This is a genomic window from Sporosarcina sp. AD_1 (assembly GCF_057373025.1).
In genome coordinates, this window is the sequence record NZ_JBPVIR010000001.1 from 459242 (window position 1) to 485271 (window position 26030).

The 26030-nt window shown below is 43.9% G+C and carries 33 protein-coding genes; 14 read left to right on the plus strand and 19 right to left on the minus strand.

All coding sequences use genetic code 11. The features are described from left to right. Window positions 1–44 precede the first annotated feature (44 nt). Together ACSW3C_RS02225 and ACSW3C_RS02230 are read right to left on the minus strand one after the other, a co-directional pair. Window positions 45–1625 (minus strand): BCCT family transporter, encoded by a 1581-nt coding sequence (locus ACSW3C_RS02225; protein WP_486560645.1) that lies wholly within the window; start codon window positions 1623–1625, stop codon window positions 45–47. 111 nt (window positions 1626–1736) lie between these two features. Next, entirely contained in the window at window positions 1737–2960 is a 1224-nt protein-coding gene (locus ACSW3C_RS02230) for an MFS transporter (protein WP_486560646.1), read from the minus strand. A 143-nt stretch (window positions 2961–3103) separates the two neighbouring features. On the opposite strand from ACSW3C_RS02230, the gene ACSW3C_RS02235 reads away from it, so the two are divergent. After that, on the plus strand, window positions 3104–3469 hold the full coding sequence (locus ACSW3C_RS02235; protein WP_486560647.1) for a hypothetical protein: 366 nt from the start codon (window positions 3104–3106) through the stop codon (window positions 3467–3469). 3 nt (window positions 3470–3472) lie between these two features. Here ACSW3C_RS02235 and ACSW3C_RS02240 read toward each other — a convergent pair whose 3' ends face one another. Beyond that, window positions 3473–4057, minus strand: a complete 585-nt coding sequence (locus ACSW3C_RS02240) for a YitT family protein (protein ID WP_238080208.1) — start codon at window positions 4055–4057, stop codon at window positions 3473–3475. 262 nt (window positions 4058–4319) lie between these two features. Here ACSW3C_RS02240 and ACSW3C_RS02245 point away from each other — a divergent pair, with 262 nt between their 5' ends. After that, window positions 4320–4553 (plus strand): YkuS family protein, encoded by a 234-nt coding sequence (locus tag ACSW3C_RS02245; protein WP_238080209.1) that lies wholly within the window; start codon window positions 4320–4322, stop codon window positions 4551–4553. A 101-nt stretch (window positions 4554–4654) separates the two neighbouring features. On the opposite strand, the gene ACSW3C_RS02250 is transcribed toward ACSW3C_RS02245, so the two are convergent. The 6 genes from ACSW3C_RS02250 to ACSW3C_RS02275 all read right to left on the minus strand — a co-directional run bounded on the left by ACSW3C_RS02250 (window position 4655) and on the right by ACSW3C_RS02275 (window position 8911). Continuing rightward, window positions 4655–5866 carry a dicarboxylate/amino acid:cation symporter gene (locus tag ACSW3C_RS02250; protein ID WP_486560876.1) on the minus strand — a complete coding sequence of 404 codons (1212 nt, stop codon included), beginning with the start codon at window positions 5864–5866 and terminating at the stop codon, window positions 4655–4657. Window positions 5867–6023: 157 nt separating this feature from the next. Further along, the gene (locus ACSW3C_RS02255) at window positions 6024–6329 is read right to left on the minus strand and encodes a DUF4870 domain-containing protein (RefSeq protein WP_486560648.1); all 306 of its coding nucleotides are present in this window, start codon (window positions 6327–6329) and stop codon (window positions 6024–6026) included. 68 nt (window positions 6330–6397) lie between these two features. Beyond that, window positions 6398–7636, minus strand: coding sequence for a beta-N-acetylhexosaminidase (gene nagZ / locus ACSW3C_RS02260; protein WP_486560649.1), 1239 nt, complete (start codon window positions 7634–7636; stop codon window positions 6398–6400). Window positions 7637–7639: 3 nt separating this feature from the next. Next, entirely contained in the window at window positions 7640–8029 is a 390-nt protein-coding gene (locus ACSW3C_RS02265) for a DnaJ family domain-containing protein (RefSeq protein ID WP_486560651.1), read from the minus strand. Window positions 8030–8043: 14 nt separating this feature from the next. Next, the gene (locus tag ACSW3C_RS02270; protein ID WP_238080214.1) at window positions 8044–8280 is read right to left on the minus strand and encodes a hypothetical protein; all 237 of its coding nucleotides are present in this window, start codon (window positions 8278–8280) and stop codon (window positions 8044–8046) included. A gap of 148 nt (window positions 8281–8428) precedes the next feature. Next, on the minus strand, window positions 8429–8911 hold the full coding sequence (locus tag ACSW3C_RS02275; protein WP_486560653.1) for a PaaI family thioesterase: 483 nt from the start codon (window positions 8909–8911) through the stop codon (window positions 8429–8431). A 237-nt stretch (window positions 8912–9148) separates the two neighbouring features. Here ACSW3C_RS02275 and ACSW3C_RS02280 point away from each other — a divergent pair, with 237 nt between their 5' ends. Beyond that, on the plus strand, window positions 9149–9592 hold the full coding sequence (locus ACSW3C_RS02280) for a hypothetical protein (RefSeq protein ID WP_486560654.1): 444 nt from the start codon (window positions 9149–9151) through the stop codon (window positions 9590–9592). 64 nt (window positions 9593–9656) lie between these two features. Here ACSW3C_RS02280 and ACSW3C_RS02285 read toward each other — a convergent pair whose 3' ends face one another. The 4 genes from ACSW3C_RS02285 to ACSW3C_RS02300 are packed head-to-tail and all read right to left on the minus strand — an operon-like array spanning window position 9657 to window position 11799. Continuing rightward, complete coding sequence (locus tag ACSW3C_RS02285) at window positions 9657–10115, minus strand: NUDIX hydrolase (RefSeq protein WP_248509551.1); 459 nt, start codon at window positions 10113–10115, stop codon at window positions 9657–9659. An 18-nt stretch (window positions 10116–10133) separates the two neighbouring features. Continuing rightward, window positions 10134–10937, minus strand: a complete 804-nt coding sequence (locus ACSW3C_RS02290; protein WP_486560655.1) for a class I SAM-dependent methyltransferase — start codon at window positions 10935–10937, stop codon at window positions 10134–10136. After that, window positions 10919–11323 (minus strand): NUDIX hydrolase, encoded by a 405-nt coding sequence (locus tag ACSW3C_RS02295; protein ID WP_486560656.1) that lies wholly within the window; start codon window positions 11321–11323, stop codon window positions 10919–10921. Before ACSW3C_RS02295 ends, ACSW3C_RS02290 begins: the two co-directional genes overlap by 19 nt. A gap of 32 nt (window positions 11324–11355) precedes the next feature. Further along, window positions 11356–11799, minus strand: a complete 444-nt coding sequence (locus tag ACSW3C_RS02300; RefSeq protein ID WP_486560657.1) for an NUDIX hydrolase — start codon at window positions 11797–11799, stop codon at window positions 11356–11358. A gap of 67 nt (window positions 11800–11866) precedes the next feature. Here ACSW3C_RS02300 and ACSW3C_RS02305 point away from each other — a divergent pair, with 67 nt between their 5' ends. The 4 genes from ACSW3C_RS02305 to ACSW3C_RS02320 all read left to right on the plus strand — a co-directional run bounded on the left by ACSW3C_RS02305 (window position 11867) and on the right by ACSW3C_RS02320 (window position 17657). Then, window positions 11867–12163, plus strand: coding sequence for a hypothetical protein (locus ACSW3C_RS02305; RefSeq protein ID WP_486560658.1), 297 nt, complete (start codon window positions 11867–11869; stop codon window positions 12161–12163). A 140-nt stretch (window positions 12164–12303) separates the two neighbouring features. Then, window positions 12304–14121 carry an oligoendopeptidase F gene (gene pepF, locus ACSW3C_RS02310; protein WP_486560659.1) on the plus strand — a complete coding sequence of 606 codons (1818 nt, stop codon included), beginning with the start codon at window positions 12304–12306 and terminating at the stop codon, window positions 14119–14121. A 153-nt stretch (window positions 14122–14274) separates the two neighbouring features. Continuing rightward, a complete protein-coding gene (locus tag ACSW3C_RS02315) occupies window positions 14275–15012 on the plus strand; it encodes a hypothetical protein (RefSeq protein WP_486560660.1) in 738 nt (245 codons plus the stop codon). Window positions 15013–16478: 1466 nt separating this feature from the next. Next, window positions 16479–17657, plus strand: a complete 1179-nt coding sequence (locus ACSW3C_RS02320) for an aminotransferase class I/II-fold pyridoxal phosphate-dependent enzyme (protein WP_486560661.1) — start codon at window positions 16479–16481, stop codon at window positions 17655–17657. Window positions 17658–17719: 62 nt separating this feature from the next. Here ACSW3C_RS02320 and ACSW3C_RS02325 read toward each other — a convergent pair whose 3' ends face one another. The 4 genes from ACSW3C_RS02325 to ACSW3C_RS02340 all read right to left on the minus strand — a co-directional run bounded on the left by ACSW3C_RS02325 (window position 17720) and on the right by ACSW3C_RS02340 (window position 20147). After that, complete coding sequence (locus ACSW3C_RS02325) at window positions 17720–18565, minus strand: GNAT family N-acetyltransferase (protein ID WP_486560662.1); 846 nt, start codon at window positions 18563–18565, stop codon at window positions 17720–17722. Between the two features lie 200 nt (window positions 18566–18765). After that, window positions 18766–19206 (minus strand): DUF2269 family protein, encoded by a 441-nt coding sequence (locus ACSW3C_RS02330; protein ID WP_486560664.1) that lies wholly within the window; start codon window positions 19204–19206, stop codon window positions 18766–18768. A 13-nt stretch (window positions 19207–19219) separates the two neighbouring features. Then, window positions 19220–19552 carry an ASCH domain-containing protein gene (locus tag ACSW3C_RS02335; protein WP_486560665.1) on the minus strand — a complete coding sequence of 111 codons (333 nt, stop codon included), beginning with the start codon at window positions 19550–19552 and terminating at the stop codon, window positions 19220–19222. 154 nt (window positions 19553–19706) lie between these two features. Then, window positions 19707–20147: an OsmC family protein gene (locus tag ACSW3C_RS02340; protein WP_486560666.1), complete on the minus strand. Its 441-nt coding sequence runs from the start codon at window positions 20145–20147 to the stop codon at window positions 19707–19709. A 141-nt stretch (window positions 20148–20288) separates the two neighbouring features. Between ACSW3C_RS02340 and ACSW3C_RS02345 the strand changes: the two genes are divergently transcribed. Continuing rightward, window positions 20289–20834, plus strand: a complete 546-nt coding sequence (locus ACSW3C_RS02345) for a manganese efflux pump MntP (RefSeq protein WP_486560668.1) — start codon at window positions 20289–20291, stop codon at window positions 20832–20834. 84 nt (window positions 20835–20918) lie between these two features. Here the strand turns inward: ACSW3C_RS02345 and ACSW3C_RS02350 are convergent, their stop codons facing one another. Then, entirely contained in the window at window positions 20919–21680 is a 762-nt protein-coding gene (locus ACSW3C_RS02350; protein WP_486560670.1) for a FixH family protein, read from the minus strand. Between the two features lie 163 nt (window positions 21681–21843). On the opposite strand from ACSW3C_RS02350, the gene ACSW3C_RS02355 reads away from it, so the two are divergent. The 6 genes from ACSW3C_RS02355 (at window position 21844) to ACSW3C_RS02380 (ending at window position 25775) form a co-directional block, all read left to right on the plus strand. Beyond that, on the plus strand, window positions 21844–22521 hold the full coding sequence (locus ACSW3C_RS02355) for a response regulator transcription factor (RefSeq protein WP_486560671.1): 678 nt from the start codon (window positions 21844–21846) through the stop codon (window positions 22519–22521). 1 nt (window position 22522) lies between these two features. After that, the gene (locus ACSW3C_RS02360) at window positions 22523–23944 is read left to right on the plus strand and encodes a sensor histidine kinase (protein ID WP_486560672.1); all 1422 of its coding nucleotides are present in this window, start codon (window positions 22523–22525) and stop codon (window positions 23942–23944) included. Next, a complete protein-coding gene (locus ACSW3C_RS02365; RefSeq protein WP_486560673.1) occupies window positions 23937–24497 on the plus strand; it encodes an SCO family protein in 561 nt (186 codons plus the stop codon). The genes ACSW3C_RS02360 and ACSW3C_RS02365 overlap by 8 nt, the downstream gene beginning before the upstream one ends. Before the next feature lie 79 nt (window positions 24498–24576). Next, window positions 24577–24888 carry a hypothetical protein gene (locus tag ACSW3C_RS02370; protein ID WP_486560675.1) on the plus strand — a complete coding sequence of 104 codons (312 nt, stop codon included), beginning with the start codon at window positions 24577–24579 and terminating at the stop codon, window positions 24886–24888. An 81-nt stretch (window positions 24889–24969) separates the two neighbouring features. Then, window positions 24970–25290: a YflT domain-containing protein gene (locus ACSW3C_RS02375; protein WP_486560676.1), complete on the plus strand. Its 321-nt coding sequence runs from the start codon at window positions 24970–24972 to the stop codon at window positions 25288–25290. Between the two features lie 98 nt (window positions 25291–25388). After that, complete coding sequence (locus ACSW3C_RS02380; protein ID WP_486560677.1) at window positions 25389–25775, plus strand: hypothetical protein; 387 nt, start codon at window positions 25389–25391, stop codon at window positions 25773–25775. Window positions 25776–25866: 91 nt separating this feature from the next. On the opposite strand, the gene ACSW3C_RS02385 is transcribed toward ACSW3C_RS02380, so the two are convergent. Then, window positions 25867–25998: a hypothetical protein gene (locus tag ACSW3C_RS02385; RefSeq protein ID WP_486560678.1), complete on the minus strand. Its 132-nt coding sequence runs from the start codon at window positions 25996–25998 to the stop codon at window positions 25867–25869. Window positions 25999–26030: the final 32 nt, after the last annotated feature.

The following is a 26030-nucleotide window of genomic DNA, read 5'->3' on the forward strand; positions in this document are numbered from 1 at the left end:
TTACATATGAAAAACCGGTGCCTATTAAAGCACCGGCTTTTCCATTATTCCACTTTTGCTTCTCTCTTAGATTTCTTTTTCGCTTTCTTCTTCACTGCTTTTTCAATATGTTCGAACCTCCGAATGTCTGTCGGCCGAACGGTGATCGGTTCCTTTTTCAGCAATTTCATCATTGAGAAAACGAGCATCAGCAAGAAAAGTGTGAATGGCAAGGCCGAAACGAGCGACGCGGTCTGCAACGCCTCCAAGCCGCCAGCATACAACAGCACTGCTGCTATGGCTGACATCAAAAAGCCCCATACGACTTTGACAATCAATGGGGGAAACAGATTTCCCTTGGTTGTCATACTCGCTAAAATGTAAGTCGCGGAATCCGCGGATGTAACGAGAAATGTGAAAATCAAGATAATCGCCAGCACAGAAAGCACGTTTGTGAATGGCATATGCTTAAATGTTTCAAATACAGCTGATGTGACCTCGGCATCTACAGCTTCCGCAATATGCGTGCCGTTGTTCAAATCATTATAGAGTGCAGTCCCCCCTAACGTTGCAATCCACATACATGCAAACACTGGTGGGATGACCATGACGCCAGCAATGAATTCGCGGATCGTCCGGCCTTTGGATACGCGTGCAACAAACGCGCCGACAAATGGAGACCAGGCGATTGTCCAAGCCCAGTAGAAGATGGTCCACTCTTGCACCCATGTCCCTCCCTGATAGGGTTGGAGACGCAAACTATAACGAATGAAATTATTAATATAATCCCCGATCGCCAATGTGAAGCTCTCCAGGATAAACACTTTCGGTCCGACAATGAAGAAGAACGCAAGCAGGACAAGCGCCATTCCTAGATTAAAGTTTCCTAAATAGGCAATCCCTTTACTCAAACCTGTAGATGCCGAGAGCATATAAGCTACAAATACAACAAAAATAATGAGCAATTGAATGATAAATGTATTATTGACCGGAAAGACATATTCCAATCCGCCGCCCATTTGCAGCACACCCATCCCGACAGATGTCGCAATGCCCATAACAGTCGCGATTACCGCGAAGGAATCAATCCCCGTCTTTACAATTTTATTTGATCCAACGAGCGGCTCCATTGCAGTCGATATTAAACCATCTTTCTTTTTGCGGAACTGCAGAAATCCAATGACGAGCCCAACGATGCCAAAAATGGCCCATTGAGAGATCCCCCAATGAAAAAACGAATATCCCATGGCCACACGAGCTGAATCCACTGTCTTCGACTCCACGCCAGTTAATGGAGAGGTAAAATAATGGCTCATCGGTTCGGCGACACCCCAGAAAACGAGGCCCACCCCAAATCCTGCCGAGAACAGCATGCCGATCCAAGTGAAGAAAGGATATTCCGGCCGTTCTTCATCACCACCAAGACGAATCGCTCCATATTTGCTTATTGCCAGTCCCGCCAAAAATAGAATGACAATAAACACAGCCAACAAATAAAACCAGCCAAACTTTGCTGTTGTGAAACCGTACAGCACATTGGCCACATTACCAAATTGCTCGGGCATGATTGCCCCCAAGACGACCAGCACCAAAATGACGACTGCCGAAATGGAAAACACCGGGTTCTTCAAAAATCTTCTGTCCAAAACTAAATCGACTCCTATAGATTGATTGTCTTTCCTATACCCTCAATCCACGCCGACTAACGTAAAAATTCAATAAAAATACCATTCATCCGAAAATGAATGGCAGATTCCTTATTTAGAGGAGGCTGAAACTGCGGCACCGACTTTTTGATCCTTCGGCAAACCGAGCCCCACCAGGCCGATAAAAGGAAGAAACGATGCAAGAATCATTGTTTGATAAACACCGATCGTATCCATCAGCATGCCAATTCCAACCGCGCCGAGAGCTCCCATGCCAAATGACAAACCGACTGTCAAACCCGCCATCGTCCCGATCTTGCTCGGCACGAGTTCTTGCGCGTAGATGACAGTGACTGAGAAACTCAGCATAATGAAGAAACCGATTCCGATGAGAAGCAAGGAAACAGCCCAAAGTGGAGCATAGGGCAATAATAGACAGAGCGGAAGCGGAGCAAGCAAAGACAGAACAATTACATTCTTTCGGCCAATGCGGTCTGCCATCGGCCCTCCGAAAAATGTTCCTGCTGCCCCAAGCGCCATGAATAGGAATATGTAGAGCTGGCCCGATTCGATTTTCAAATTATAGTGATCAATCAAGTGAAATACATAAAAACTCGTAATGGTCGTTACATAAAAAGAACGGGCGAAAATGATGATGAACAATAGCGTCAGTGCGGTTCCTACTTGTTTGCCCGTCAAATTTCCGATAGTACTCAGCAACACTTTTTTACGCTTTGCATTTTTCTCCTGATCCGACTGTTCTTTATACCATTTCGATATTCTCGTTAATATGTAAATGCCTAATGCAGCAACCAAAATAAAAACCGCCGCTCCAATTTGTCCAAGCGGAACAAGAACAAAAGCGCTGATTAAAGGAGCTAACGCCTGCCCGGAATTCCCGCCCACTTGGTAAATTGATTGGGACAATCCTCGTTTATTGCCTGCGGCCAAAAAAGAAACCCGAGATCCTTCCGGATGGAAAACCGCTGATCCTAATCCGAGCACAATGACTGAAAGTAAAATGAGAGCGTAGCTTGGGGCAAAGGCCAAACCGGCCATGCCAAGCATTGAAAAGGTCATCCCAATCGGAAGTGCATAAGGCATTGGTTTTCGATCACTGAAATACCCCACAACCGGCTGTAACACGGAAGCGACCATATTCAAACAGAAAAAGATGAAGCCGAGCTGTGTAAAACTGAGCCCCCGTTCCTGCTCCAACACTGGGAACATTGCCGGAATAACGGACTGCAACGTGTCGTTCAATAAATGACAGCCGCCAATTGCAAACATGATGGGATACACGGGTAAATGGCTGTTTGCTTCCTTAGTCGTCATAACTTGAGATCAACCTCCTTTTTAATGAATGTACTTTTCAGTATACATGACTTGTTCCTACAATTGGAGACGAGATCGCTCGTTTAAACGAGACAGTTTACTGGGTACACTACCTATAAACTCAGGTAGAAAGGATGAAACCATTGGGATTTATCAGTAGCGCGTCTCTCGCCTCTCTGATGCCTGCCGCCATGCTATTGATCACCATTGAAATTGTGATCGCAAGTTACAAAGCATTTTCCTCGGAATGGACAAAGACGCTGGCCATTGGCAATTTCATCATTAACTTGCTTTGGATTTGCCTCATTTCGATATTCGTCTTAAATCCTGCGATCATCCAACATGCCGTCGCTTCCTTTTTCGCCTCCATCTTTCAAAAAGCTCCAGAGGATATATACGGACAAGTCCGGTGGATTATTATCGGTATTGGTCTCGCCACAATTGTGACGACCGCTATTGATGCTTTCGCCGGGTTCCGGAAACAAGAAAAAAGTGATCCATCGATATGATGATCACTTTTTTTGATAGGCCACAATGCAGCTAGCTGTTATACCAATCGTTGTGACGGTTGCCAAAGATAAACCAAGCCGTGCATGGCTGAGAAGCATGGTACCAATGGACACGATGATCACATCAAAACAAAGAATCATTAGAGCAGGATTGATGGATAACTTTTTAGCTGCCATTTGTGCCAAAAGGTCTGTCCCGCCGATACTAATATCCTTTCTCAACATGAGGCCCGCCCCCATCCCAATCCAGATACCCGCTGTGACCGCCCCCAGCCATGGATTCATCTTCTCGCTCAGTCCAGCTTCCCTCAGGGGCATCAGCATATCGATTACGATAGAGGAACATAACAAGCCATGAATCCCATTATAGAAAAATGGCCTGTACAAAAACCATGCTGCAATAAAAATAGGAATACTGATGAGTAAAAACGTTAATCCAACCTTGACGTCCAGTATGTAGTGAAGGATTAAACTAATACCCAAAGCGCCGCCTTCCAAAAACCCGAAGGGAACGAGAAACAGATTGATTCCGATTGAGATAAAAAGACATCCGATTCCAACGGCTGTTGCTTTCCCTATGAATTCCACTATTTCCCCACCTAACTTTCGTCTGTTAGATGTATATGATAGTCATGCCGAAAGTATCAAACTTTCCTGCCAAATTCGCTTGTTCTCATTCAATTCCGCCTAGAATCCATGCTTTTTTCTCACATCCGAAAAAATTTCAGCAGCCTCTTATACTACTTCCGTTATCATTCATCTTTGTTATATGCTGCGCTACCCATGTTTAACCAATTCGTCAGCGGGAAGAGATGGGTGGAGAGAACATTACAACATGGAGGTGCTTCACATGGCAAAAGTGGCTGTAGAAAACCCCTTTACTGATGTCAAACAAGCATTGGAGGAAAAAGGCTATCAAGTAGAAATGTTTGAAAGCGACGAGAACGTCAACGGATGCGATATCGGTGTGGTCCGCGCATTAGGAGATGTAAACGTCGACCAATTTGACTTCCCTGTCGTCAGCGTGGAAGGACGTTCAGTTCAAGATATCGTTGACAGTGTGGAAGAACGGTTGAATCGATAAATCGTCTGTTTCTCGAGCTATGAAAATGATAATCAAATACCGAACATAAAAAAGCGGCGAAACCGAATAGTTTCCGCCGCTTTTTCATGTATTTCGTATGTCTATGAAACGGCGCTGTCCTCTTCCTTTTCTGTGCCTGCCACGACAACCGCAGCAGAGGCATCCCCAATAATATTGACAGATGTTCTCATCATATCGAGAACACGATCGATTCCGGCAATTAAAGCGATCCCTTCCAGCGGCATATTCACTGAACTTAGCACCATGGCTAGCATGATCATACCCGCTCCAGGGACTCCCGCTGTTCCGATCGATGCCAGGATGGTAATGAGCACAACGGTCAACAGCTGGACAAAGGAGAGTTCCAATTGGAAGAATTGGGCAATAAAAATGACTGCGACGCCTTGATAAATAGCTGTGCCGTCCATATTGATTGTCGCCCCAAGAGGCAGTACAAAACTGGAGATTTTTTTCGGAACGCCTAAGTTTTCATTCGTATTCTTGATCGTCATTGGCAAAGTGCCAGCACTGCTGGCCGTACTGAAAGCGACAAGTGCTGCTGGCGATATTCCTTTGAAGAAAGTGAGCGGGCTCATTTTCGCAAAGGTCTTCACTGCTGTAGAATAGACGATCAATGCGTGCAAAATACAGGCAAGATAAACAGCTACAATTACCTTGAGCAAAGGAAGCAGGACGGACAATCCGTATTGACCGACAACTGGAGCAAGAAGGCCAAGAATCCCGATTGGCGCCACCTTCATGACAATCCCTGTTATTTTGTACATTACCTCGGAGAATCCTTCAAAGAATCGATAGACCGGCTGTGCCTTTTCCCCTACCAGCGTAATCGCCAGTCCAATGAATAGCGCAAAAAAGATGATCTGTAGAATATTCCCTGAGGCAAGGGCGGCAAACGGATTATCCGGCACAATATTTAGTAATGTCGTAATGGCGCTCTGCGGTTCCTGAGTCGCCGCTTCCGGCGCGACAAGTCCATCTGAGTCAAGCGACACTCCTTTTCCAGGAGAAATCATAAATGCGATAAGCAAACCGATCACAATAGCAATCGCTGTCGTTGCAAAATAATACACCATTGTCTTCAGTCCAATCCGTCCCAGCTGTTTCGGATCAGATGAACTTGCGACTCCCACTACAAGAGTCGATAAAATGAGCGGAGCAATAATGAATTTAATTAAACGTAGAAACAAATCCCCGAACGGCTTTAAAAAATTGATATTCTCCCCGAACAGACTGCCCAGTAGAACTGCCAGGACAAATGCGATGAATATTTGTGTCATGAGCGTAAACTTGATCTTCATTCCCATCCCCTTTCGAAAATTTCAGATTACTACATCTTATACAAGTCCAATCGCCTTCATGAATGCTCACTTAAGATTTTGCCGCTTCAAATTAAAAAAGATCGCAGGAACCCGCTCTTAGGCGATGTCCTCTGCGACCCTTATTTATTGTTTAGAAAAACCTACCGACAATCGGATAATTGTATGTTTCACCATTCAACGCCTTAATAATGCCAAGAACCGGAACAATGATCGTTACCAATCCAAATGCAATGAGCATCGGAATTCCAATCAATATAAAGCTTAAGATTATCGAAACGGTTATAGCAAATCCCATCATAACCTGGAACAACAACGCTTGAATGGACAACCTCTTTATTTCATGATCATCAACAACTAGATAGAGGATGAATGGAACTAAAAAAGGTGCAAAAAATGCGCTGGCATGAACTAATACTTTTAGACCTGTGTTTTCCACAGTAGCACCTCCATTTTCTTTTACAATCTATCTTTTATACGGGTAAAGGAAATAAAGGTTTCATCACTCTATCGATTTTCCACCAACTTTTTAAACTTGTTATTGACAGCGGAAGCATCGAACGAATGAACCGGATTGTCTTCCAAGCCATAAGCCTCTTTTAATTTCAAAATCCGTCGTACACTCTCATTCAAGCGCTCCTCAGAAATAGCACCTGAAGCAACGGACTGGTTGAACAACTGAATGGTCTTTAATTGGTTATCCTCATCTCCCGCAATAAGCAGCAGATCACTGCCTGCTAAAAAGGATTGCAAGGCCGCTTCCGGCACCGAATGGTCGTTGGTTATAGCTCCCATTGTCAAATCATCCGTAATGACAACACCTTGAAAATCCATTTGTTCGCGCAGCAGATCACTGATAATGCTGCCCGATAGTGAGGCTGGCCATTTGGGATCTAAAGCAGGGTATAGGACATGAGCCACCATGACAACCTCTGCCCCCGCGTCAATGGCTTGTTGGAATGGCAGCAAATCCATCTGCATTAATTCTTCAAGACTCTTATCGACAACTGGCAGCGAGTGATGCGAATCGACCGACGTATCCCCGTGCCCTGGAAAGTGCTTAATGACAGGAATTACGCCATGGTCTTTCATGCCGTTCATCGTCTCGATGCCTAAATCAGCGACAACTTGTGCGCTACTCGCATAGGCACGGTCACCGATGACAGGGTTAGCCGGATTGCTGTGCACATCCAGCACAGGTGCATAGTTCATATTGTAGCCAAACGAATGGAGCAGCTCCGCCAAATATTCGCCTGTCCGATAATTGTACGTTCCGTCGTGCCGTTGACCCACCTTCTGTGCGGAAGGCAGTTTCCGGATTCCTTTCGGCAATCTGGATACACGGCCTCCCTCTTCGTCAACTGAAAGGAATAAAGGGAGTTGATTCACTTGATTCGCAGCTTTCGCCTCATTTAATACAGCTACCATATGATCAGCCGTCGACACATTCCTGCCTAACAGAATAAGACCACCGATATGATGTTGTAGAATCATTTCTTTCAACTGTGGCGAAAAACTTTTGCCTTCAAATCCAAAAATGAATAATTGGCCCAGTTTCTCTTCGACTGTCATTTGTTCTAATACACTTTCAGCCGCATCGACATCAGGGATTGTAAAATCGCTTGGCATAGTACGTTCCTCAAGAAATACCGTTTTAGTAAGGCTGGATGATGAATCATCCTTTCCTACAGAACAGCCTGAAAGAAGCAGGAAAATCGACAGAAATAATAACAGCCATTTTCTCATGTATCAGTTCCAGAACTTTTTGGCTGTCTCGACCGATTGCACACTTACTTTTCCTTTAACAAAAGGAGGCGGACAGTGTTTATTATGTTCGGCGATCTTTTCATTGACCTTCTGGATCCTCTCCTGCATATCGAGTGAAGCATCCTGCTTCATTTGAAGTGAGATGTCGTTTAATTCATCGCGGATTTCATGCTGCAACTTCAGCCAATGTGGTTTATATCCTGCATCCTTTGCGATTTTCTGAAAGTGCTGGAATGTATCTCCCGAAAAGTATTCCTTAGACAGCGGCTTGCCTTGCCCTTTCAAATTTTCCATTCCGCCGTCATCAGTATGCTTCTTTAGTATATCTCCAATCAAATCGTTGTACTTTGGGGTTACATAATCATCTGCCATCTTCACGGCCTCCCTTAGTCGATTTTAATGAGCTCCTTCGCTCCGCTTGAATAATCCAGTTTCATTTGCTCCAGCTCCAACTTCATTTTTTCCGTTTCAATAATGAAGTTCTGCTGCTTTAATTTTTCCAGTTCGATTTCTTGGCGAACGATATCCGCTTTGAATTTGATTGCTTTTTGTTTATGGTCTGTGATGATTGCCGTAATAGGTACACACATCACAATCGCTACTATTCCTAAAACATATAACATGACCATTTCACCTATTCCTTTACTTATTATTCCGCAGTTCATTTCCGGACTCCCGTCTCTTCATCGATTGGGGTTTCCTACCATGCGGCAAGTGGTACTCCCTATACGTTGCAACCAGGAAAAAAGATTCAGCACAAGGAAATGTGTATTACTTCGCTGTAAACGAAGCCGGCATCACGACGCCAACTACTTCCCCTGTCGCACACAATTCATCTCCAGCAAATACTTGTACATCCACCTTAAACTTCTTCGGATGGATTTCTTCCACTGTTCCCACTGCCTTTAATTCGACATGCTGCGGCGTCGGCTTGCGATAGTTCACCTGTAAGGATGCAGTGACAAAGCGAGGGACTTCCGCGCCATCTCCTGGTTCATGTCCATTTTTCCGATGCAGCGCGAGTGCACAGGAACCGGTACCATGACAGTCAATCAAGGAAGCGATCAACCCGCCATAGACAAAACCGGGTATGGCAATATGTTTTTCTTTCGGCTGATAGTATGTGACCGTTTGTTCCCCATCCCAACCGGTCCTAAAATGATAGCCATCCTTATTTAATCGTCCACATCCAAAGCACCAGGCAAAATCATCTGGATATTCATCCTGGATTGCCTTATTCATCTCAGTATTCATGAACATTCCTCCCTTTAGTCGTCTAATTTCTTTTAATTATAACACTACTCTACCGATTACTTTGCAACGATTTTATGGCATCGGTATTTCATTAATTAGTTCTCTAAAAAAATTTGTGCATTCTCCGCATTTGCACTTAGCCATTAATGTTTTGCCTCTCTGCCACATAGCATATGTACTATTCCAAAGTATTGCGGCATGCGTATACTAAACAAACGACTCCAGGAGGAAATGGTTATGAAGACAAGAGCTGTACTGTTACTCGCACTTGTAATCGCAGGGGCGTATGCAATGTTCGATGAAATCAACGCGTATAATGAAAGACGTTTCGAGGATTTGCTTCAGTCGATGGATGCGGAGTTCCAGTCACTGGTTTTCACTACTCCCCCCGTTTTCGGGGCACCCGCTAAAACATGGGTCATAGACGATGAGCATGAAGTAGACCAGCTGCTTCAATTCTTACAGGATTATCGTGTCCAAAAGCTAAAACCTGAAGAAATCACACTGCAGGATGACATAGAGGAGTTCAATATCATTCTGAAAGATGGGAATGGAAATACGATCACCATCGTTGTGAACGAAAATCTAATCATCCAGAACTCCATGCTGTACTACAGAATTGTGGATGGATCGCTAGATGGTGATTGGATTGTCCGCTTCATCGCCTCTAACCGGCCTTAGAGATAGTAGAGAAGATGTCTTCTGCGATCGGCCTGCGAAGACATCTTTTTTACGGTTTGATCGATTAGTATATCCCCATCTGTGCGGCATAGCTTTTTATCATAGTTTGAACGGCAGGACTTAATTGCTCGGGCAATTGGCGGATTGGAAAGAAACCGGCCTCTGCCGTCTCCACTCCATCTGCTTTAAGTTCTCCCCCCATCACTTCGTTTGTTGCGTAAATCAAGGTCACTGAATAATATTCGTCTCCATTTTGTAAGACTGTATGTGTCTGGGGGCCCGAAAATACGCTGACGAGCTGCATCTTGCCAATCTCAATACCGGTCTCCTCCAAAACTTCCCTTCTTCCAGTCTCTTCGGCTGTTTCTCCGAGCTCCATGAAGCCGCCCGGAATGCCCCAGCGCCCATCCACCTTCTTTTGAAGCAAGATTTCTCCCTTGTCGTTCAGAACACCGACGCCGACACCCGTCAGTAGCAACGGCCGGTTGCCGACCTCAGCTCGCAAATCTTCAATATATCCCATACTACACTCCCCTTTGGCTTATGTCTGATGAGGCACTGCGATCAAAGCATACGTTCCCGGAAGCCGGTCCTCTATGCCGGATGGTGCGCCTTTTGGAAAGGCCCAGCGCACTCCTTGATCCTCTTTCATTTTAACAATGTGGAAACCAGACACGACCAACGAATTGATTACCTCGGCAATCGTCCATCTCCTGATCAAATTCTTTTCAAGTTGCGGACGGATGCTTTCCGGTAGTAAAGATGCATATGCAACATCTTCCTCTATATATGATTCATCAAAGTAATTCCCATCAAAGACGGTCTCGCCATCCTTATTGCACATTACCTTTGCGACATGCGGATGATATTCCCGAATAAGGAAGACACCGTCCCTCTCTAACAAACTGGAGATCTTCTTAAACAACGTAGGCAATTCAGCAAAATAATGCAGGACGCCTATTTCAAGAAGCACAAAATCGAACTTTCCTATGTCATGAAGCGTCTTGTCCATCAGATCCCCTACGATATAGGTAAGAGGCACTCCAGCTGCTTCAGCGAGCTCCATGGCATATTGCCGGTTGCCCTCTGATAAATCCACTACTGTCACCTCAGCTCCAAGCAAAGCGAAGCATACCGCTTTATTGCCTTTCGAGCCAAGCGGGTTAAGGATCCTTTTTCCTTTGACTTCTCCCATTTCTTTAAGGTAATACATAACTTTATCGGCCGGGGCGGCTTGCAGTTCTTGCGCATAGTCGCTCGGACAGCCATGTCTCCTCACCCAAGCTTCATAAGCGTATTGGTTCCACCCGACTTGATTTCTTTTGCTCATTTGTTTTTGTTCCATCTCGCTCCCCTTTCCAAAAGGGACGTAAGCTTTTCAGGATAGAGAATTGCCTTTCCTTCAATAAATTCAGAAAGTCCTATCCACTTTGCCCAAGCCTGTTTTTCCCCTTCATCCACTCTAAACCGATCACGCAAATAATTGCTTTCCTTCACAAATCGGACGTCATACAGTTGAATCACTTCGTGCCCCATTTCGGACTGGATCGTAAAAATATTTTCCAAACAACCGATATAGGAAACAATCTCCACTTGCTCACCAATTCCCTCTAGAAACTCCCGTTTCAACGCGTAATCCGAACGTTCTCCAAACTCGACAGTTCCTCCAAGAGGCCGATAATAAATGCCTTCCCCGCTAGAATGGGGCCCTCTGCATTCTTCTACAAGCAAACGGTTTTCCGACCATAAACAGCCTAACGTTTTTACCCTTGGGAGAGAAGTGGGCCGATTCTACTCTGTACTCCTTGAAACGAGTAAGGGATGGATTCGCGAAGCAATCCCCGAATCCCGCATTCGTAATAAGGCATTTGGCTATCGGCAAACTCCATATCTTTCCAGTCCGCTTCCATAATTCCTTCGCGGTCCTGAACAGCCAAATCCCCATCCACTTGATGTGCTAAAAAAGTGAAAAAGTGAACATGGTTGCCTTCTTTTTCTCTAAACGCTTCATTCACCGCGAGCAGTTTCTTCACTTGGACAGTAAGACCCGTCTCCTCCCACACTTCTCTCACTGCGGCTTCTTCCAGCGTCTCGCCTTCTTCTACAGATCCCCCAGGCAATGTCCAATTGTCATATTTCCTATTCTTCACCAAAACTACTTTTTCCTCTTTTGCGATTAATGTGTATACAACATCCACTCTTCTCATTCCCAGCATCTCCCTCTATTTTGCAGTATACTTTGAATCATAATGGAGGAAAGGAACTTATACAATCATGGACAAAAAAACCATTCAGAAGAAAATCATTGAACTTTATCAAGAAGACGAAATGGTAATGAGTCGGCTTTTCATCCAGTGGTGCCGGAAGAACGAACTGGATCCTCAAATTCTTTACAAAACTGCCTACCCCGCTCAGAGAGACAACGAAATTCTGAATCAACTGCTGGCTTCCAAAGAAACGTATGAAGATATGGTGGTAGAAGATGGCACAATGCTTGATTTATTGCAGCTCTTCGGCAATGACGACCTTGCTTTTGTCGTGGCAGAGGAAATTGAAAAACTGCGGAAATAAGAGGTTGAACGGCTGTAAAAAGTTCTGGCCTATGACCGTGAAGAAAAAGCGGCAGAATCTTTCTATTCATTTTTACTTTTCAATCAATCTGCTATATACTAATATTAGTTCGACTACCGTAATAAAAGGGAGAGATGAGAATGGTAAAAAGCTTGCCGAAACGTTCCGAAGTAAAGGTTGAAGAAACATGGAACTTGAATGAATTATTTAAATCCGAAAGCGATTACAACACGGCGATTGAAGAACTTGAACAAGAGGTTGCCGCTTATGCGGACAAGTTCAAAGGGAATATTTCCGATGAAGCATCCATCATTGAAGCATTGAAAGGTTATGCTGCAATTTATGAAAAAATGGTGCCTATCGGTACGTATACAAGCCTCGCCATGAGTGAAGACCAAACGAATGATGAATCACAAATGCGCTCAAGTAAATTCGGCTCGATCTCTGCTAAGCTTGGCAGTCAATTATCATTTGTCACAAGCGAGCTTTCTGAGCTTTCTGCTGAATTATTGCAATCCGCAGCGGAGCAATCCGAGGAGTACAACCTCTATTTAAACGAAATACTGCGTGAAAAACCATATCGCCTTCACCCTGAAGTCGAAAAGACATTGGCTGCACTTTCTTCTGTGTTAAACGCGCCTTATGGCCTTTACAACACGACAAAACTTGTCGATATCAACTTTGGCGAATTCGAAGTGGATGGAGAGAAATATCCACTTAGCTACACTTCTTTCGAAGGCGGCTGGGAAACAGAGCCAGATACGAAGAAACGCCGTGCCGCATACGATGCTTTCCATGCGAAGCTACGAGAATATCAGCATACGACAGCCAAAACATACGATATGCACTTACAAGAAGAAAAGACGATGTCCGACCTACGCGGATATGAAACAGTTTTCGATTATCTATTATTCAATCAAGAAGTAGACCGTTCCATGTATGACCGCCAAATCGACCTGATCATGAAGGAATTGGCGCCACATATGCGCAAATATGCAAAGCTTCTACAAAAAGTTCATGGACTCGATGAAATGACTTTCTCCGATTTGAAAATTCCGCTCGATCCAAACTATGAGCCGAAAATCACAATCGAAGAATCAAAGAAATATATTGATGATGCACTTGCCATTATGGGTGAAGATTATATTGACATGGTAGACCGTTCTTATAAAGAACGTTGGACGGATTTCGCTCAGAACGTCGGAAAATCGACAGGTGCTTTCTGTTCCAGCCCGTACGGGGTCCATCCGTATATCCTAATCTCCTGGACTGGCAGCATGGAAGATGTCTTTGTCTTAGCTCATGAACTTGGACATGCCGGGCATTTCTACAATGCTCATAAGCATCAGAACATCTTCAACTCACGTCCATCCCTTTACTTCATCGAAGCACCTTCCACGATGAATGAAATGCTGATGGCGAACCACTTGCTTTCGAATTCGGATGACCCGAAATTCAAGCGCTGGGTTATTTCTTCTATCGTGGCCCGCACGTATTATCACAACTTCGTCACGCACTTGCTGGAAGCAGCTTATCAACGTAAAGTATATGACCGCATCGATGAAGGCGGTAGCGTGAACGCCAACGTATTGAACAGCTTGAAGCGTGGCGTATTGGAAGAATTCTGGGGTAACGATGTGGAGATCAATGAAGGGGCAGAACTGACATGGATGCGCCAGCCTCACTACTACATGGGCTTGTATCCGTACACGTACAGTGCCGGATTGACTATTTCCACACAAGTTTCCAAGCGGATTCTTTCCGAGGGGCAGCCTGCTGTAGAAGATTGGTTGAAAGTATTGCAAGCCGGCGGAACAAAATCACCTGCAGAACTTGCCAAAATGGCGGGTGTCGACATTACGACGGAACAGCCTTTATTGGACACAATCGCTTATATCGGTGAGCTGATCGATCAACTCGTCGAATTGACAGACGAAATCGAAGCTGCAAAAGCATAATAGAGACAAGCGAAGGAAATGTTTCCCGTTTCCTTCGCTTTTTTAATTCCTTTCTTCGCCAAACTGCTTTCCCTTTCGTCATGCAATTGTCAATCATGTAATCTTTCGGTATCATAAAGAGAGACTAGTTTATTTGAGAAACGAGTGAAACCCATGCGTTCAACAGAATCCAATTGGTTTATCCGCTTAGGATGTTTATCACCTATCATTGGAACCATCGCGTTATTTGTATTGATTCGACAAGACTCCATTTTGGCAGCCTTTCTCTTCTTCGCATTGTTTTTCGGCTTCGCCATCCTGTTCCTCTATCTTTCCGGAAGAGCGGAAGGAAAAGCCAAACAGAAACAACAAGCGTATTTGGAGACTTTCCAACCGGCAAAACCATCTTATACCGAATCCCATGCTTTTGTTTCCTATGATCTGCTATCGAAAATAGCGATCGATGAGAAGCACCGTAAATTATATCTGTGGGTGCCTCCTCTGCGGGACGGAAAGTATGTAAACAAAGCCTATGCTTCCATGCCTTATGAAATATTAGAATATGGTTACAAAGATCTGCTGGCGGTAGAAGTGTTTGAAAACGGACTTCGAAAAGAGCGATATAAAAATCCCGCGGAACGGACAGACGAAAGATTGGCTGTGCTTGGTCAAGAATGGAAAGAAGAAACGAATTCCAAGTTGCCTGTGGCCAAGAAATTCATCTACCGGAAAGTCGCCACATTAGAAATGAAACTCGTTGTAGACGATGAAGAAAAACCTGTTCGGGTCATCCGGTTCTATTCCAACCTGGACAAGCGTTTAAATAAACAATCGGCCAAATATATTGCAATCAAAAAAGAGATAGATCATTGGACTTCTCTATTAGCCTTTATTATGGAAAACGGCAAATGAGAAATAGACCAGGCGGAGTATTTCACACCGCCTGGTTTTTGTTTTTTTTGGGCATAGACACTTTGCAAGCAAGCTGATAGATTTTAGTAAAAATGATGTGATCGATTAACCTGCCTGAGTGGCCGTTAACCCTTATTAAACCTGAAGTAGAATAGAAAGCAATTACACCAATTGAACACTGAGAGAATAATTGATGACGCTATGCAAATCATCAATAAAAGGTTCAAAAGCACGTATAAAATAAACGCATATTATGAGTCCATCGTAATTATAATTCCCCTGCAATCACTCGACAATTATTTTCAATTTAAATATAATATTTCTTAAGCCGAATGAAGAAATATGTCGCAGCGAATGATGAAATTGTATTATTCATTGGAGGTCAAATGTGGACATTATTATTAGCTAGTATACTTATAACTATTTGCATGATCTTTGGAATTTTTGATCATGTTATTCTTTTAATTATTACACTTCCTTTAATCTTATTTGGATCACTGATTGAGAAAAAGTTATTCGCAAAATTTCAGCAACCAAATAAGTTTATATCAACCATAATTTTCTTATATCTTGGATTTACCATTCTATTAATAGTATATAAAGTATATTTTTAGTCTCCAACTTACATATAAAAATGTTTGTTCAGAGCGTAAGCAAAAGTGGCGGAAATCAATCTGATTTTCTGCCCTTTTCATTTTGGAGAAATTCAAGGAATAACATTTATTTTCGATAACTAAACTATAAATCCTAAGAAGTTATTGCAAAGTGGTTGTATTTACTGGAAAGTGCTCGAAAATACCAGGGAATTCTCTTATATGCTGGAAGAGTCACCGCGGAAGTGCTAACAAGTTCGGCAGACCGCTCGTATCTTACCTTGAACCGCTCGTATATGCTCGCGAACCTCTCGTATCAGTTCCCTAATCGCTCGTATTTCTCTGGAACCGCTCGTATCTGTCTCTGACCACTCGTATCTTCTCTCCAACAGCTCGTATATGTTAGGTGACCGCTCGTATATGCCGCAGAGTGCTGGTAATGAAGTGGCCTATAAAAACCTGTAGAACTGACTGTTAACTGGCATTAACTGACCAACAAATATGCAAATTGATCGATAACCTTTAGAAAGTGACCGTTAATGGACACTAACTGACAGTTAAAAATGATGTGATAAACTTGACCGATAACTTTATCGAAGTGACCAATATATCTGTAAAACTGAACGTTAACATTCGCTAACTGACCGATAAACATGAAGCGTTCGATGAACCTCGTACCCCCCCTCCTTGACAGCTTACTATTGATTTCCTTAACCTAATCATCCATCCCGGGCTCTCTAGCTCAGTAAATCCACACCGGAAAAAAATTCATATAAACTATCAGAATATAAGATAGATTTCTTCAATACGATATAGTACGATGAAAGGAGTTACTAGTCAGACTAATCTAATATCAAGGAACGAGGTTGTTGAATGCTGATTTCAAATCGTTTGCAACAAATGCCGCCCCATTTCTTTTCGTCTCTGGTGAAGAAGGTGGACGCCGCCCGGGCAGCCGGTAAGGATATTATCAATTTAGGCAGGGGGAATCCGGACCAGCCGACGCCTCCCCACATTATTAAGGCGCTGCAAGAAGCGGCAGAGAAGCCAGAAACTCACGGGTATTCGCCATTCAATGGAACAGCTGAATTGAGGCAGGCTGTGGCCGGCTTTTATAAACGTGAATATGATGTCGATGTGGATCCGGATACCGAAGTGGCGATTATCGGCGGTTCCAAAATCGGTCTAGTCGAATTGCCGCTTGCCATGATGAATCCGGGCGATCTCCTGCTTTTGCCGGACCCCGGGTATCCTGATTATTTATCAGGCGTCAGTCTTGCAGATATTCAATATGCAACGATGCCTTTATTAGAAAAGAACCAGTTCCTTCCCGATTTCTCCTTATTAACGAAGGAGCAGACGGAACAGGCGAAAATGATGTATTTGAATTACCCTAATAACCCGACGAGCGCCACAGCTTCTAGTGCTTTCTTCGAGGAAGCGATTCAATTCGGTAAAGACCATGACATCTTCATTTTGCATGATATGGCGTATGGTGGTATTGGATTTGATGGTGAAAAGCCGGTCAGCTTCCTTCAGGCCGATGGCGCAAAAGATATCGGCATAGAAATGTATACGCTTTCAAAGACATATAATATGGCAGGCTGGCGTGTCGCTTTCGCAGTCGGAAATCAACAAATGATTCAAGCATTGACCCGTTTGCAGGATTATTTGTTCATCAGCATTTTTCCAGCAGTCCAGCATGCCGCGATCGCTGCAATTTCTGAAAACCAGCAATGCGTCAAGGACATGACCGATTTGTATGAGAGGCGACGAGATGTTCTCATATCCGAATGCAGGCGGATCGGCTGGGATGTCACAGCTCCTAAAGCATCCTTTTTTGCTTGGTTGAAAGTGCCGCCTGGCTATACAAGTGAAGCATTTGCCGACATTCTCCTGCAGCAGGCAGGTGTGGTTGTCACACCAGGCATCGGATTTGGTACGCACGGTGAAGGTTATGTCCGTGTCGGGCTGTTGGCCAGCGAGGAACGCATCCGTGAAGCCGTAGGAAGAATCGCCACCCTCGGCATCTTTTCACCAAGCGGGGTTTAAGGTTTTTTCAAACGATAAAACGGTGTAGAAAACATATTGTTTTCTACACCGTTCGTTTGCTTTCACATAAAGCCGATATGAACCGAATCTGCAATATGCTGATAGCCGATTTCCTTATAAATTTTATTGGACGTCGGGTTCAGCATGTCTGTATAAAGGACACAAAACTCATACTCTTGAAGAAGTTCTTTCGAGACATGTGCCACTAATGAACGGGCATATCCTTTCCTTCTCTGATTAGACGGCGTAAACACTAGTGACACGGTGATGCTATTTTTCGTCGGTCTTGATTTCTTCATCATGGAAACAACCTCACCCTCATGTTCCCATACGAAGACTTCCCTGTCCTCGATGAATTTGGCGACCTTTTCTTTTACCACATGTAAATCCGTTGCTGGCAGATGGGTATCCGATTCGAAAGCGGTGTACCATTGTTCAATTAATGGACTGTCCCCTTCGTGAGCTTTACGCCAATTTCCCGGACTGTGCACGAGAGACTCATCCGGTGCATCAAGCCGATACAGGCCTTGGTCCATTAAAACAACTGAAGTCTGGCCAGTTTGCTTTTCCCACTCTGCTGCAAATTGCTCTGCCCAAGGTTTTTGACTGATGATCGATTGAACAGGAATGGAATGTTCGAGAATATATTGTATTGCTTCCTGATATATTTCCTCGATCCGATTCTCTGCTGCAAGAATAATGTTCAATGCATGTGGAGGCGTCATTTGGAACAGCCCTAATAATTCGCCTTCCTCCTCAACAATTCCCATAAAAGGATCTGCATACTTTCCAGAGCGGATGGCCTGCAAAACGCCGTAAAACAGACTGTTCACATCTTCTCCCTGCTCTAAAACCGGTTCCGCCACCTGAGCGAAACGCTCTGCATCTTCGTATTGTTCAAATCTCATGACCCCACCCCATTCTGTTTTGAAGATTATACCGTTCCCTCTCTTACTTGTCATCCAATTTTTTATTAATCACCCAATCTTTTCATCCTTCCGGTAGAGCAGACAAACAAAAAAGGCTTTGAGATGTACTATCTCAGCCTTTTTTGCATTTAGCCCCTACTTGAAATTAATTTGGATGCCGTGATATGTACAGCGTAACGCTACCAAAGTATCGGCTTTTGAACCATCAGCCACAGCATGACTAACATCAGCAGTATGTAAATCCAGGTCGTATTCCATAGTTTTCGCAATATGAGGCGTTTATCATCTGCTTGACCGAAGCGCCTAAGCACCTTTGTAAAGCCGCTTGCCAGGAAAAAAGCAGATAGCAGCATGACACCGAGTGTCATGATCACCCAAGATGTATACCATGGCCATGGCCCAAACAGAATGAGGAGAGCGCCCGTCAATACTAAAGCATGCCCAGCATGCATGATGAAACGGACGGCAACAGAGATGAGGGACACATAAGACCGCTCGATCTCCTGTTGCACGCCATTTAATTGTTTAATGACCAGTAGCAGTACAAACAATGGACCAATTGCCAGTACGGCACTTACAATATGGAAATACAGGATAATGTCATAGACCGTAACATTCATGAAACGGCCTATATTAATTCTCTACAGCGCTGAATTCGTGAACCCACACGCTCATCGTCGGAAGCCATGGCATTTTAGGGTGTAAGGACAGTATGGATTGCTTATAGTCCTCCAGATTATCAAAGCCTTCCTGTTTTGCGTCCGCTTCCGTCAATTCGCCAAGAGTTTGAGCATATAGCTTGTCCACCTTGAACTCTTTGCCATCCAGCACCATAATTTCTCCCGGATACGCGTATACACCGTTTCGGCGAGTCGCCGTCTTCTTGCCTTCCAATACTTTTTTAACATCCGCAGGAACGGTTACAAGGCGTTCTACGGAACATGTTTTTTTAGGGAAATCAGTCATCTTTATTCTCTCCTTCATCATTCAAAATACTTCATAATCTGTTCTGTCCACAACCGGATCAAAGCACGATAACGCTATTTTAACATGATTGTTTCAAAATCCTCCAGCAACACAAAAGAAAACAAGGCATATTTCGTGAAAATTTTTCTTTGCATCACAGTATGTTTTCTTTCACCAATACCTCGACATTTCCTCTAAGCGCCCTGCTGATCATACAAGAGGCTTCTGCCTTTTCGGCTAATTTCCTTGTCATTTCCCGTTCTGCCTTAGACGCATTTTCCATTAAGGTAATGGCCGGCTTATGGATAATTTTCTTGTATGTAATGACTCCGTTCGTCACATCCACAATGCCGACAGATTCCATTGTCAAACTCCGCTTCGCGATATGGCTTCTCTCCATCATCGCAGCCAATGTGATGATATAGCATGTCGCAGCCGCTCCAAGAAGCATCTCATCAGGATTAGTTCCGATTCCGGGACCGTCCATCTCAATCGGAATCGAAACTTCGGTCTTTAAATGGAGCGCTTCAATCGATCCTACGTCATTGCGGAGTCCTGGCCAGTCCGCTTTCAAATGAAATTGATGTTCCGCCATAGTATTCAGGCCCTCCTTCATGTCCTTCCATCATATCATGATTGCCGCATCCTTTCCTTGGATGCTGACTCCACGCCCACTCTCTCCTGATGACCCAATCATATAAATACAAAACGAACCGTCAATTGCGGAGGGATGAAAATGCAATTGCTCACCATCATTCTTATTGGAATAGCTGCAAACTTGGACAATTTGGGCATCAGTCTGTCTTACGGATTACGTTATCATCGTATACCGATCGTGTATAATGTGGTCATCTCTTTTATTTCCATGCTTTTTGCCTACTTCTCCATCCTGGCAGGCAGCTGGATTTCCGGATATATTCCGATGAATGTCGCAAACATCCTGGGCGGCCTCGTTCTAATTGGTCTAGGCTGCTGGTTCATTTTAAAGCCAGTCAGCCAGTCGACGGGCAATCCTCAACGGATCACGACCATCCACTGGAAGGAGTCGATCGTGCTTGGTTTTATTCTGGCGATCAATTGCCTGACCATAGGGTTTGGAGCCGGATTTACAGGAGTCCCCCCCTTCCTGGCTTCCCTTTCCATCGGGGTGTTTTCGTTCATCTCCATCTGGATTGGAGTAAAGCTCGGTCATCGGATCGGCTATACGTGGTTCGGCCTGCAGTCCGACCGGATCGCGGGAGTACTTCTTGTTCTAATCGGCTTATATGAAATCTTTATTTGATGCCGGCAACCAAATAAAGACCGCGTGCTGCTTCGATCAGGGGCGTTTCCCTTTTCGTCGCCTTTCCAGCACGCGGTCTTTTGCTTATTTTACTTCCACTGTTTTTTCTTCGTGCTCATGCAAGCCATTGTCATCTTTAACGTGGATTTTGACTGTGTATTCCCCGGCTTCCTGGAATGTAAAGGAGGACTGATATTCGCCCTTCTTAGCCTCCTCAGCATCAACCCAATCGTGTTTTTCTTGTCCATCTTTCCAGATTTCATAACGGACCTCTGCTTTTTCCATAGGCTCGTTGTTCATTTGCAAATGTGTCACTAAGTCTGTCAGTTTGCCAGCAGCTGGTGATTCCGGTTCCATGAAATGCAAGGAAAATCCTTCACTATGTCCGTGTTCATGTTCACCGCCATGCTCATGGCCTTCTTCTGCAGTATAGTTTCCGCCATTGCCGACCGTCACAACTTTCTCCGGCATTGTGTGCATATCACGCGCTGTCACATGAACTTGGATATGGAACTGGCCGTCATGTTCAAAGGATGTTTCGGCTTTATAAAGGCCTTTACCTTCATTGGATGTCTCGACTTTGAAAGATTCCTCTTTCTTTCCTTCCTCCCATATCTCATAGACCACTTCATTCGCATCATCCACTTGCTCTTCGCCTTGGGTAACAACCGTTTCCATTACAATGGTTTCATTGACCTCTGCTTTTTCAGGAACGGTCAATTCCACGGAAATGGGAAGGATTTCTTCGCTCTCCGAGGAATCTGGAGCTGCATTTTCTTTGCTTGCTCCACACGCTGCCAGCATCATTACCATGCCTGCACTAATTAACCAACTGATCTTCTTCATTCGATTTGCCCCTCTCACATTACATGCTTAACGTTTATAATAAAGTTCAGTATGATTATATAAACTGTTTAAGAAATTCGTGTGAAGTAGTGAACTTCATTTTAATTTCACATTATCCAAGCAGACTGTAAGTAATTATGTTTTATTGAAAAGAGGTAAGAGTATGAAAAAGCCACTCACCATATTAATCATAGACGACGAGCCTCAAATGAGAAGACTGATCCGAACATTTTTAGAGAAAGATGGCTATCTTGTCGAAGAGGCGACGGACGGGTTACATGCCTTGAAACGTCTTGGAGAGGTTAAGCCTGATTTATGCATCGTGGATGTCATGATGCCCTATATGGATGGATTTACTTTTGCAACTGAACTTAAACAGATTTCGGATATTCCACTCATCTTTCTCTCTGCGCGGGGAGAAGAATGGGATAAAGTGCAAGGCCTGAAAATCGGCGGAGATGATTATATTGTCAAACCATTTTTGCCTAGCGAGTTGCTTGCCCGCATCGAGTCGGTGCTTCGCCGCACATATGGACGAACCGAAAAAGCGGAAATCCTGAGTGTCGGTCCACTGGTCATCGATACCGATGCCCATACGGTCTCGTTACATGGAAAACCGATCAGCTTAACATTAAAGGAATTTGGCGTGTTGCTAGTGCTGATGAAACACAAAGGCCGGGTGTTTACGAGAGAGCAGCTTCTCCACCTAGTATGGGGACAAGATCACCAAAGCACCGATCGGACAGTCGATACACATATTAAAACACTCCGGCTTAAACTGGGAGATTCAGGGAAATTGATTGAAACTGTCTGGGGCATCGGCTATAAGTTCGAGGTGTAACATGAAAAACTTGACCTTGAGCCGGAAACTTCTTGCTGTTCTCCTTTCAAGTATTGCGTTCACTATCTTGTTTTCATTCTTTTTCATCCATTTCCTGTATTCCAAGCTTTATTTGGACAGCATGGAAGAGTCTATTGTGTACCAAGGAAAACGCACTGCCTCCCACTATCACTATGGGGAACTGAGTGATGATATTATTGAGAAAATCCAATGGTATAATATTGTATCCGAGTATGAAATTATTGTAGTGGATCAGCTTGATGAATTGACAACGTATTTTCCATACAAGCTTGATTATAAAAATCTGGTGGACAAGAATGATTATGCCTCCCTTGAAAAAGGGGCCTATGTAGTTAAAAAAGGATATGTGGAGGAATTGGGACGAGAAGTGCTCGGTGCTATCTTTCCAATCAAAGGAAACGACGGCCTAATCGGGTTCATTTATATCTACGTTCCTCTTGCAGACATTCAGGATGTTTTTCGGGAGAGCATCCCGATCCTCATAGCGGTCGGAACTTTGTTCTTCTTCATTTTGTTCCTCGTCGTGAACCGGGCATGGCAATCGATTTTTAAACCGCTGCAAGATTTGCAGCATCTTTCCGCCGAAATAGCAAAGGGAAATTATACGAAACGGATGCAAACAAATCGCCATGATGAGATTGGCCAACTGGCGAACGCATTCAATTCGATGAGCCATTCTTTAGAGAAACAGGAGGAGCAAAAAAAGGAATTCACCTCCAACATCGTCCATGAATTGCGGACGCCTCTTACGTATATCAGCGGGTATGTCCATGTCTTGCAGGAGAAGATCTATTCTTCACCGGAAGAAGCGGAATCGTATTTGTCTACCATTGAGAAAGAAACAAAGCGTTTAAATAAATTAATTAATGATCTTGCCGAACTTAACCATCTGCAAGATGGCATGTATAAAATGGAGCGTCAGCCGATCGCCATCGCACAATTGTTGCTCGACACACTTGAGCTATTCCAATTCCGTTTGACCGAAAAAAATGCGGAGATACAACTGGAACTGGAGGAAGACATCATTGTAGAAGGAGATCCGCAACGAATCCAGCAAGTTTTTTACAATACAATTGATAACGCGATCAAATACGCCGATCCAAACAGTTTTCTTCGGCTACAGCTGAGAGAAATGGATGGACAGACTTCCTACAGACTGACCAATTCAGGCATTTCCATACCCGAAGAGGATCTTGCCCGCATTGGTGAACGTTTTTTCAGAACGGATAAAGCGAGGAACCGAACAACAGGAGGAACAGGTCTCGGCCTATCAATTGTCAAAGAAATTGTCAGGATGCACGGTGGCACGTTTACTATTGAAAGTGATGAAACAAACGGGACAACTGTAAGTATTGGGTTGCCTTCCTTATCTACTGGCAGAAAGGACGAGTATCATGAATAAAAAATGGATAAGTGTTCTCATGGTGCTTATTGTATTGGCCGGATGCGGCGGGAAAAACCACTCGGGTCCAAGTATTCCCCCTTTTGCATTTACAGATCAGTACGGTCATGAATTTGGAACGGAACAACTACGGGATAAAATATGGATTGCCAGCTTCATTTTCACAAAATGTGAAACGGTTTGTTCACCGATGACAAGTGAAATGGCTGATTTACAGAAGGTATTGCGTGAGGAAGGCTTGGATGTTGAATTCGTTTCGTTCACTGTGGATCCGACTGTTGATTCCCCGGAAATTTTAAAACAATATGTAGGACAGTTCACTGACGATGATTCAAACTGGCATATGCTGACGGGGTATTCCCAGGAGGATATTGAGGAAATGGCGGTTTCGGAGTTTCAGACCATTGTCCAAAAACCGAAAACCTCGAACCAAGTCATTCATGGCACGAATTTTTATCTGATCGACCGGGAAGGATATATAGTGGATGAATACAATTATGTCGATGATGAATATGTAAAACAAATTATCCGTGATATCAAGAAGATAAAATGAGATTATTCTTTCGTTTGTTTTCATGGGCGTAAAACTGATAGGATGAACATGAACAAAACTCGCATCGGGAGGTTTTACAGTGAGTGAACCGATGAAAGAAGTCATATCCAGCCTTCCCTTTTTTAAAGTGGAACGATCGGTTGAATGGTTTGAACAGAAACAGCAGCAATCGGCTCATGCGATTCACTTATACGTCGAAAAAATTTGCACGCCCAGTCATACCTTTGAACTGACACATGTCCATGATGTATCGTACCGGCCCTTTTCAAACGGCGACGGACTCTTCTATTTGCATACAAATCAAGGTCTCTTCACCTTTGAAGTGAAAACGGATCCTACTGATTTCATGACGTCGTACCGCAAGTTGCGCGGAGATTTTTATCCAGTGTGAATTGGAATTCCCCCTACTGTATTTGTTTAATTCTTTGCATTCGAGGTATAGATAGACAAATACATTTTGGAGGGATTATTTATGACATTGAAAAAAATCGTTGAAAATGCAGTACAAGCCAAAAGAGAAATCGAAGAGTTGACAGCTCAAGGCTATACAAATGATGATATTTACATTTTCGCACATGATAAAAAACGTTCGGATGATATTACAGACGCACTCGATACCGAAAAAGTCGGCATGGCGGAGCAAGGCTTCATTGACAGCATGAAAAATATGTTTACTTCCCGCGGAGATGAGCTGCGCAACAAGATGGAGGCAGCTGGCCTGACTGCTGAAGAAGCTGCAGATGCAGAGCGCGAATTGGACCACGGCAAACTAGTATTAATTGCAAAAAAATAAACGTAAGTCTGGACTCTATCCACCATCGGGTAGGGTCTTTCTTTGCTTTCCCCCTCTTTCATTTTCATGTATGATGTAGATGGAAAGCAGGTGCGATTATGGATTCGAAACTTTGGAAGCTTGGGTTCTTTACGGCTTTGACATCGTTCGTCCTTCTAATACTGGGTACACGAACAATTTTAGGAAACCAACTAGAGGTTAAAAACTATTTGACATTCGCCGTTTTTGGCCTGACGGTCGGCATGCTGGCGACTCTATTGCGCTTTTACAAAATGAAGGCTGGCTTTTGGATTTTCATGGCCTCCTTAGTAATCGGCTTTGCAGAAATGTTCCGAAGCTTTATTATGGACAAGAATGGCTGGGGAGATGTAGCGGGAATTCTATCTCTCTTTATCATTACATCGTTTGGGTTTGGCATTACGTTGATCGTCCAGGCCATCAAGATGTTACTTTCCTCGACGAATCGGTCAAACCGCTCCTCTTGAATGGACAAGGACTAGAACAATTGGTTTCTAGTCTTTTTTTTGTGCTTGAAAATGGACGCGCAAGTGCTGCTTCTGAGCCTTCTCTCTTCTTCTATTGCTTCCAGTCCGCGTATGAAGGAATCCTTTTTCTGTTCAGTGAAGATTGATGTAATAATATTCCTTCACAACAGCAAATCCCATACAACACATCAAACTCCAAGCCTTTTGTAGAATGAATCGTCATTAAGTGGACTGCTAAGATCCTTTAAAATCACG

What these genes read in the sequence shown, in the direction of transcription:
- ACSW3C_RS02325 (WP_486560662.1), bottom strand. Translation starts at nt 18,565, where the DNA reads ATGAGATTTGAACAATACGAAGATGCAGAGCGTTTCGCTCAGGTGGCG.
- nagZ (WP_486560649.1), bottom strand. Translation starts at nt 7,636, where the DNA reads ATGAGAAAATGGCTGTTATTATTTCTGTCGATTTTCCTGCTTCTTTCA.
- ACSW3C_RS02270 (WP_238080214.1), bottom strand. Translation starts at nt 8,280, where the DNA reads ATGTTATATGTTTTAGGAATAGTAGCGATTGTGATGTGTGTACCTATT.
- ACSW3C_RS02345 (WP_486560668.1), top strand. Translation starts at nt 20,289, where the DNA reads ATGCAATTGCTCACCATCATTCTTATTGGAATAGCTGCAAACTTGGAC.
- ACSW3C_RS02355 (WP_486560671.1), top strand. Translation starts at nt 21,844, where the DNA reads ATGAAAAAGCCACTCACCATATTAATCATAGACGACGAGCCTCAAATG.
- ACSW3C_RS02350 (WP_486560670.1), bottom strand. Translation starts at nt 21,680, where the DNA reads ATGAAGAAGATCAGTTGGTTAATTAGTGCAGGCATGGTAATGATGCTG.
- ACSW3C_RS02275 (WP_486560653.1), bottom strand. Translation starts at nt 8,911, where the DNA reads ATGAATACTGAGATGAATAAGGCAATCCAGGATGAATATCCAGATGAT.
- ACSW3C_RS02360 (WP_486560672.1), top strand. Translation starts at nt 22,523, where the DNA reads ATGAAAAACTTGACCTTGAGCCGGAAACTTCTTGCTGTTCTCCTTTCA.
- ACSW3C_RS02245 (WP_238080209.1), top strand. Translation starts at nt 4,320, where the DNA reads ATGGCAAAAGTGGCTGTAGAAAACCCCTTTACTGATGTCAAACAAGCA.
- ACSW3C_RS02280 (WP_486560654.1), top strand. Translation starts at nt 9,149, where the DNA reads ATGAAGACAAGAGCTGTACTGTTACTCGCACTTGTAATCGCAGGGGCG.
- ACSW3C_RS02380 (WP_486560677.1), top strand. Translation starts at nt 25,389, where the DNA reads ATGGATTCGAAACTTTGGAAGCTTGGGTTCTTTACGGCTTTGACATCG.
- pepF (WP_486560659.1), top strand. Translation starts at nt 12,304, where the DNA reads ATGGTAAAAAGCTTGCCGAAACGTTCCGAAGTAAAGGTTGAAGAAACA.
- ACSW3C_RS02330 (WP_486560664.1), bottom strand. Translation starts at nt 19,206, where the DNA reads ATGAATGTTACGGTCTATGACATTATCCTGTATTTCCATATTGTAAGT.
- ACSW3C_RS02315 (WP_486560660.1), top strand. Translation starts at nt 14,275, where the DNA reads ATGCGTTCAACAGAATCCAATTGGTTTATCCGCTTAGGATGTTTATCA.
- ACSW3C_RS02320 (WP_486560661.1), top strand. Translation starts at nt 16,479, where the DNA reads ATGCTGATTTCAAATCGTTTGCAACAAATGCCGCCCCATTTCTTTTCG.
- ACSW3C_RS02335 (WP_486560665.1), bottom strand. Translation starts at nt 19,552, where the DNA reads ATGACTGATTTCCCTAAAAAAACATGTTCCGTAGAACGCCTTGTAACC.
- ACSW3C_RS02385 (WP_486560678.1), bottom strand. Translation starts at nt 25,998, where the DNA reads ATGACGATTCATTCTACAAAAGGCTTGGAGTTTGATGTGTTGTATGGG.
- ACSW3C_RS02365 (WP_486560673.1), top strand. Translation starts at nt 23,937, where the DNA reads ATGAATAAAAAATGGATAAGTGTTCTCATGGTGCTTATTGTATTGGCC.
- ACSW3C_RS02375 (WP_486560676.1), top strand. Translation starts at nt 24,970, where the DNA reads ATGACATTGAAAAAAATCGTTGAAAATGCAGTACAAGCCAAAAGAGAA.
- ACSW3C_RS02230 (WP_486560646.1), bottom strand. Translation starts at nt 2,960, where the DNA reads ATGACGACTAAGGAAGCAAACAGCCATTTACCCGTGTATCCCATCATG.
- ACSW3C_RS02305 (WP_486560658.1), top strand. Translation starts at nt 11,867, where the DNA reads ATGGACAAAAAAACCATTCAGAAGAAAATCATTGAACTTTATCAAGAA.
- ACSW3C_RS02340 (WP_486560666.1), bottom strand. Translation starts at nt 20,147, where the DNA reads ATGGCGGAACATCAATTTCATTTGAAAGCGGACTGGCCAGGACTCCGC.
- ACSW3C_RS02285 (WP_248509551.1), bottom strand. Translation starts at nt 10,115, where the DNA reads ATGGGATATATTGAAGATTTGCGAGCTGAGGTCGGCAACCGGCCGTTG.
- ACSW3C_RS02290 (WP_486560655.1), bottom strand. Translation starts at nt 10,937, where the DNA reads ATGGAACAAAAACAAATGAGCAAAAGAAATCAAGTCGGGTGGAACCAA.
- ACSW3C_RS02300 (WP_486560657.1), bottom strand. Translation starts at nt 11,799, where the DNA reads ATGAGAAGAGTGGATGTTGTATACACATTAATCGCAAAAGAGGAAAAA.
- ACSW3C_RS02265 (WP_486560651.1), bottom strand. Translation starts at nt 8,029, where the DNA reads ATGGCAGATGATTATGTAACCCCAAAGTACAACGATTTGATTGGAGAT.